The sequence below is a fragment of the Amycolatopsis sp. NPDC021455 genome, from assembly GCF_040640995.1.
Classification (GTDB): domain Bacteria; phylum Actinomycetota; class Actinomycetes; order Mycobacteriales; family Pseudonocardiaceae; genus Amycolatopsis.
On sequence record NZ_JBFACT010000146.1, the window covers coordinates 1 to 5,738 of the forward strand.

Consider the following 5,738-nt stretch of genomic DNA (forward strand, 5'->3'; position numbering starts at 1 on the left):
GCGTCGCAGGCTGCGGGGGCGGCGCGGCAGGCGCGGGATGCGGCGAACGCGTCGGCGGGGCATGCGGATGCGGCGGCGTTGGCGGCGGATCAGGCTGCCGCGGCGGCGGATCAGGCCAAGAAGGACGCCGACGCGGCGGCCCGGTATGCGGCGGCGGCGAAGGTGTCGGCGGACACCGCGACCACAGCAGCAAACCAGGCAGCCGCACTCGAGAAGACCTCCCGCGACGCCGACGCCGCCCGCCTCGAGGCCCAGAAAGCCCAGGCCATCGCCGACGCGGAAGCCGCGAAGCAGGCCGAGGACGCGCGCAAGGCCGCGGGGGACTGGAAAGCCGGCGAGGCCGCGAAGCGGGCGGCGGAGACCCAGCGGCTGCTGGATGAGGCGGCGAACCCGGCCACGGCACCGGAGACGGTGATCAAGGACATCCGGCTGGCCGCCGTCCAGCTCATGCAAAGCGGCGGACCCTGGACCAAGGCCGCCGCGGCCTCCACCCTGAGCGGGGACGAAGCCGGCCTGCGCGAGTTCCTGCGCACCGGCCTGGCCGTTTCCACCAAGCAGGACGACCGGGCCAGCGTCGCCGCGCTCGCTGACGAGACCACGAACACGCGGTACAAGCAGGCCGCGCTGAGCGCGTTCGCCGGACCGGACGGGGGAGTGGCCGATTTCCTGCGAACTCGTGCTTACCCGGGCAAGGCGGACGACGACCGGATCGCCGCGCAGCTGATCCTCAACAACGGCGGCCCGGCCACCAAGGAGGCCGCGAACCGAGCCCTCAGCGGCACCGCCGACGATGTCGCCGAATTCCTGCGCACCGGGCAGTACGTCGCGGCCGAACACGACGACCGGATCGCCGTGACGCAGGCCCTCACGAACGGCGGTCCCGAGGTCAAGGCGGCTGCCGAGGCCGCGCTTGCCGGCCCGGTGTCGTACCTGAAGGACTTCCTCGGCACCGAGCGGTTCAAGGCGGAACAACGCGACATCGACACGACCACGCACGCGGCCGACGTCCACCGGTACGTGACCGAGGCCGCGAGCATCGCCGCGAACGCCCGGGCGAACGCCGCGTTGGCCGCCGAAGCCGCGGCTCGTGCCCGGAACGCCGCGAACGAGGCGACCCAGGCGGCCGACGAGGCCCGCCGCCAGGCCGACCAGGCCAAGATCTACGCCGACCAGGCGAACGAGTCGGCGAACCAGGCGCAGAAGTCCGCGGAGCAGGCCGCCGAGTCGGCCAGACAGGCCCGGAACGCGGCGCAGAGTGCCCAGCAAGCGGCGAGGAGTGCGGCGAATTCGGCCGTCCAGGCCCGGGCTTCGGCCACACGCGCCAGTACGGCCGCCAGCTCGGCCCAGGAATACGCCGAGCGCGCCCGTGCCGTCGCCGTCGAGGCGGGCAAGGACGCCGACGCCGCGGCCCAGGCGGCGTCGGAAGCGGCCAAGTTCGCCGCCGACCGGCAGAACGAGGAAGAGCAGCGACGTCAGGCGAGCGGGCAGGGGCAGTCCGGCCCGCTCAGCGCCGAAGACGAAGCCGCGTTGCGGGCGGCCGGCGGTCAGGAGCTGGTCGACCAGTACAAGGCGGCGCAAGGAGGCGCCGAGCAGAACCTGATCGACTGGATCATCGCCAACGGCGGGCAGATCCTCGTCGACCTGTTCATCGGCGGCATCAAGGCGTGCGTCAAGGACCCGAACCTCGTCAACTGCCTGATGGGCGCGATCGACATCGCGTCGCTCGGCCTGGCGGTGCTCAAGGCGTACGACGTCGGCAAGGCGCTCTGGCGTGTCATCGGGACCATCGGCAAGTACTTCGAGGAGACAGCGAACTTCAAGAAGGTCCTCGACCGCGGCCGCTCGATCATCGCCGAGGCCAAGGTCAACTGCTTCCCGGCCGGGACACTGGTGGCCACCGCGGATGGCGACAGGCCGATCGAGCAGGTCCGCACCGGCGATCTGGTCTGGGCCAAGGACACCGTGACGGGCCAGACCCGGCTGCAGAAGGTGGTCCGGACCTTCGAGCACGACGCCCAGGCGCTCGTCACCGTCCACTTCGGAGCGACCAGCGTCCGGGTGACCCGGGAGCACCCCTTCTGGGTTCCGGCGCGGGGCTGGGTGCACGCCGAGGACCTGCGCGTCCACGACCGGGTCCAGAGCCTGGAAGGCGGCTCGCCGGAGGTGACCGCCACGGAGACCGCGACCGGCGCCGTCACGGTTTACAACTTCGAGGTCGAAGGCGACCACGACTACTTCGTCACGAGCATGCACCTGCTGGTGCACAACAACTGCCTCGACGACCTCGGCGAGAGCTGGGTGCCGAAGCGGGTGGCCGAGGTGTGCGGCACCAACACCTGCACGCAGACCGCGCGGGAAATCCAGGCCAAGATCGGTGGTGACATCTACCGTGCCACCGATCGCTACGGGGCGAAGCTCGGTGAGATGCGCGACCTCGACAAACCGGATGTCTGGCACGCCACGGATTGGCACTACCACGACGTCCTCATCAAGGACGGCCGCGTGTACGACGCCACGACCGGGCGGTACGGCATGACACTCGACGAATACCGGACGAAGTTCAAGTACGGTGAGTACTTCGACTTCAAGCCGTCGCCGGAAGGGTGAGCGTCATGGACACGGGCGACCGCGCCGCCGACGTGATGCGTCGTCCGGGCGCATACGGAATCGGCAACCTGGAACAGGCTCTGGCGTTCTTCGACGGATTCGACACGGCAACCGAATTCGCGTTCCTGAACGGCTTCCGTGAATGGCTGGCTCGCAACGGCGGCGACGGTCCGAATCTCACCTGGAACTACCAGGCGTCCCAGTTGGTCGCCCGGCGGCTGGGCACCGGTGCCGGCGACGCAGAGCGGATCAACGAGTTCTTCGGGCTCGTGCGGGAGTTCCTGACCGCCGGGGACTGACACTTTCCGGTCGGCGGCGTTGCCGGTCACGGCCGACGGTTGTGCGCTACTCGGCGGCTCCTTGGCTTTTCGTCCGGGAGCCGCCGGCGGTGGTGTCGATGACGGCCGAGCGGTTTGGCCGCGTGGCCGGGAACCACGGCAGCTCACGTTCAAGTCGGCACCGTTGGTCGCGGAGGTGCTACCAGGCGTACGCAGTGGTCGCGACGCAGGTCGGCCATCTTCGCCAACCGCGCCCGCCGCCGCGGGATCGCGGCCACCATGGCGGGATGGCGTTCACCGAACCACCTGATCCCGGCCAGGCGCGCACCCTGGCCGAGCTCATCGCCCAGCTGCGGCTGCTCAAGGCGTGGGCGGGCGGCCCGTCGTACAAGCAGATCGCCGAGGGCGTCAACCGGCTCTGGACGGCGGCCGGGCGCCCGCCCGCCGAGCGCACTGCCCGGACCACTGTTGCCGACTGCTTCAACACCGGGCGCGCGCGGCCCAACACCGATCTGCTGCTCGCCGTCGTCGAGGTGCTGTACCCGGATCCCGGTTACGTCGCCCGGTGGCAGGACATGCTGCGGGTTGTCCGCAGCCGCGCCGAGGCGGCGTCCTTCGTGCAAGCCCAGCTCGGGTTGCCCGAGGCGATTCCGCACTTCACCGGGCGTCGAACGGACCTCGCGCGGCTCCGCGCCGCGCTCGGGGACGCCGTCGGTGGGCAGGTGTCGGCGATCGCGGGCATGGCCGGGGTCGGGAAGACCGGGCTGGCCGTGCACGTCGGCCACGAGCTGCTGCATGCCGGCCGCTTCGACAACGCGCTCTTCGTGAACCTGCGCGGGTTCCACCCCGATCCCGGCCAGCCGCCCGTGGATCCGGCCGCGGTGCTCGACTCCTTCCTGCGGCTGCTCGGCGTTCCCGGGCACGCCGTCCCCGCCGATCTGCCGGGCAAGACGCGGGTGTACCGGGAGCGATCGGCCGGGCGGCGCCTGCTGGTCGTCCTCGACAACGCGCACAGCGAGGACCAGGTCCGGCCGCTGCTGCCCGACGAGCGCGGTGGGCCGGTTCTCGTCACCAGCCGGATCGCGCTGCCCGGGACCGCCCAGGTGTGGCTGGACGTGCTGAGCCCGGACGAAGCGCTGGCCTACCTGCGGCGCACCGTCGGCGCCGAACGGGTCGACCGCGAACCCGGCGTGGCCCGGCGGATCACCGCCGAGCTCGGGCGGCTGCCGCTCGCGCTGACCCTCGCCGCCTTGCGGATGACCGCGCCCGCCCACCGGTCGTGGCTGCTGGCCGACCACCTCGAACGGCTCGAGCAACGACGCGCGCACCTGCGCCTCGACAACGCCGTCGACGCGTCGATCAGCCTGTCCTACGACCAGCTCGGCGAGCCGGAACGGCGGGCGCTGCGCCTGCTCTCCCTGCACCCGGGCGCGGATCTGGACGCCTATGGCATCGCCGCGCTCGCCGGGACCGGCCTGGACGAGGCGACCCGGACCGCGGACCGGCTCGTCGCCGCGAGCCTGGTGCGGCGCCGCGAGGGGGACCGGTTCGAGCTGCACGACCTCGTGCGCGCCTTCGGGATGGCGCGCGCCGAGGACGAGGACGTCTCCGCCGGACGGCGGGCCGCGCTGACGGGTCTGCTCGACTACTACACGTTCGCCGCCGCCACCGCGATGGACCACTACGCGCCGCGCGTACGTGGCCACCGGCCGCCCGTCCCCGATCCCGGCTTGCCGATCCCGGTCCTGACCGACCGCGAGCGGGCGGCCGCGTGGCTGGACGCCGAACGGGCCAACCTGGTCGGGGCCGGCATCCACGGCGTTTCGTCGGGCCACGCGGGACTGCTGTCGCGGATCCTGTTCCGCTACCTGCAGACCGGCGGCTACATCGGGGAGGCGCTGGTCCTGCACACGAGCGCGACGGAGTCGGCGGACCCGGTCGCCCGCGGGCACGCGCTGGTGAGCCTCGCGGCCACCCACAGCCAGGTCGGCCGCTACGAGGTGGCGACGCGGTTCGCCGAACAGGCGCTGGACTGCTTCCGCGGTGCGGAAGACCGCTGGGGCGAGTGCCGGGCGCTCGGCACGCTCGGCGCGATCGCGTCCTGGAACGCCGACTTCGCGCGGTCGGCGGAGTTCCAGCGGGAGGCGCTGACCCTGGCCCGCGAGGTGCGCGACCGGTCGGGCGAACGCACCGCGCTGACCAACCTCGGTTACGTCTACGGCCGGCTGGGCTGGTACGCCGAGGCGCTGGAGTTCCACACGAAGGCGCTCGTCATCGACCAGCAGACCGGCGACCTGTGCGACACCGGCCGCACCCTGCTCAACATCGGCGACACGCACCTGCGGTCCGGCAGGCACGCGGAGGCCTGCGGCTACTTCCGCCGCGCGACGGCGATCGCCGAGCAGGCCGGCGACCGGGACCTGCACCTGGAAGCGCTGCTGTGCCTGGCGGACGCGTCACTGGAACTCGGCGACACCGCCCACGCCCGGACGGCACACGAGTGCGCGCTGGCGATCGCGGCCGACCTCGGCAGCCTGCACGCGGCGGCGCGCGCCCACACCGGCCTCGCCCGGGCCCTGACCGCGACGGGTGACCCGGAGGGCGCACGCGAGCACTGGCGCGCGGCCCGCGATCACCACCGGGAGCTGGGCTTGCCGGAGCCGGCCGAGGTCACCGCGGGAGTCGGCTGCTCGGTCGCGGCGGGCGGGTGAGGTGACGGCGACCCGCCGGTGCCGCGACGAGCCGGTCCCAAGCGCCCCAATGTGGCGTTGGTTGCGTCCAACGCACCGAACGCCACATTGGGTGCGTTGGACGCACCGAACGCCACATTGGGGCGCTGTGGTGGGCCGCGGG

3 protein-coding genes are annotated in these 5,738 nt (G+C 72.4%); all 3 read left to right on the plus strand.

The features are described from left to right. A partial coding sequence (locus tag AB0G28_RS48995; protein ID WP_361106491.1) for a polymorphic toxin-type HINT domain-containing protein occupies window positions 1-2,607 on the plus strand: 2,607 nt, incomplete at its 5' end. Window positions 2,608-2,612: 5 nt separating this feature from the next. Next, window positions 2,613-2,906 carry a hypothetical protein gene (locus AB0G28_RS49000; protein WP_361106493.1) on the plus strand — a complete coding sequence of 98 codons (294 nt, stop codon included), beginning with the start codon at window positions 2,613-2,615 and terminating at the stop codon, window positions 2,904-2,906. A 266-nt stretch (window positions 2,907-3,172) separates the two neighbouring features. Beyond that, entirely contained in the window at window positions 3,173-5,596 is a 2,424-nt protein-coding gene (locus AB0G28_RS49005; RefSeq protein WP_361106496.1) for a tetratricopeptide repeat protein, read from the plus strand. The last annotated feature ends 142 nt before the right edge of the window (window positions 5,597-5,738 follow it).

What these genes read in the sequence shown, in the direction of transcription:
- AB0G28_RS49000 (WP_361106493.1), top strand. Translation starts at nt 2,613, where the DNA reads ATGGACACGGGCGACCGCGCCGCCGACGTGATGCGTCGTCCGGGCGCA.
- AB0G28_RS49005 (WP_361106496.1), top strand. Translation starts at nt 3,173, where the DNA reads ATGGCGTTCACCGAACCACCTGATCCCGGCCAGGCGCGCACCCTGGCC.